Raw genomic sequence first — 342 nt, 5'->3', positions numbered from 1 at the left:
CGCTTCGGGGTACGTAAAATGTTCGTGCTCCATTAAAAAAGCTACAACATTACCCCCTTTTCCTGTACTGAAATCTTTCCAAATTTGCTTTACTGGAGATACCATGAAACTTGGAGTGCGCTCGTCACTAAAAGGACTTAAACCTTTATAGTTACTCCCTGCTTTTTTTAATTGCACAAAAGCTCCGATAACCTCTTCTACACGAGCGGTTTCAAATACTTGATCTATGGAATGTGCTGCAATCAATACGTTAAATTAATTAGAAACGTAAATGTACTAATTTTTGAAAATTGACTTGATATGAAAAAGACTTATCTATAAAACGGAATAGTTCTTTTATTT

The 342-nt window shown here is 34.5% G+C and carries 1 protein-coding gene; it reads right to left on the bottom strand.

The features are described from left to right. Positions 1-246 (bottom strand): CHC2 zinc finger domain-containing protein (locus H4O21_RS28615; protein ID WP_255487458.1); only part of this gene is annotated, 246 nt, incomplete at its 3' end. Positions 247-342: the final 96 nt, after the last annotated feature.

Origin of the sequence: Oceanospirillum sediminis (genome assembly GCF_014164585.1) — a bacterium.
In the GTDB taxonomy this organism is placed as follows: domain Bacteria; phylum Pseudomonadota; class Gammaproteobacteria; order Pseudomonadales; family Halomonadaceae; genus Oceanospirillum; species Oceanospirillum sediminis.
The sequence above is the reverse complement of the archived record's forward strand: the minus strand, read 5'-3'. Positions and strand labels throughout refer to the sequence as shown.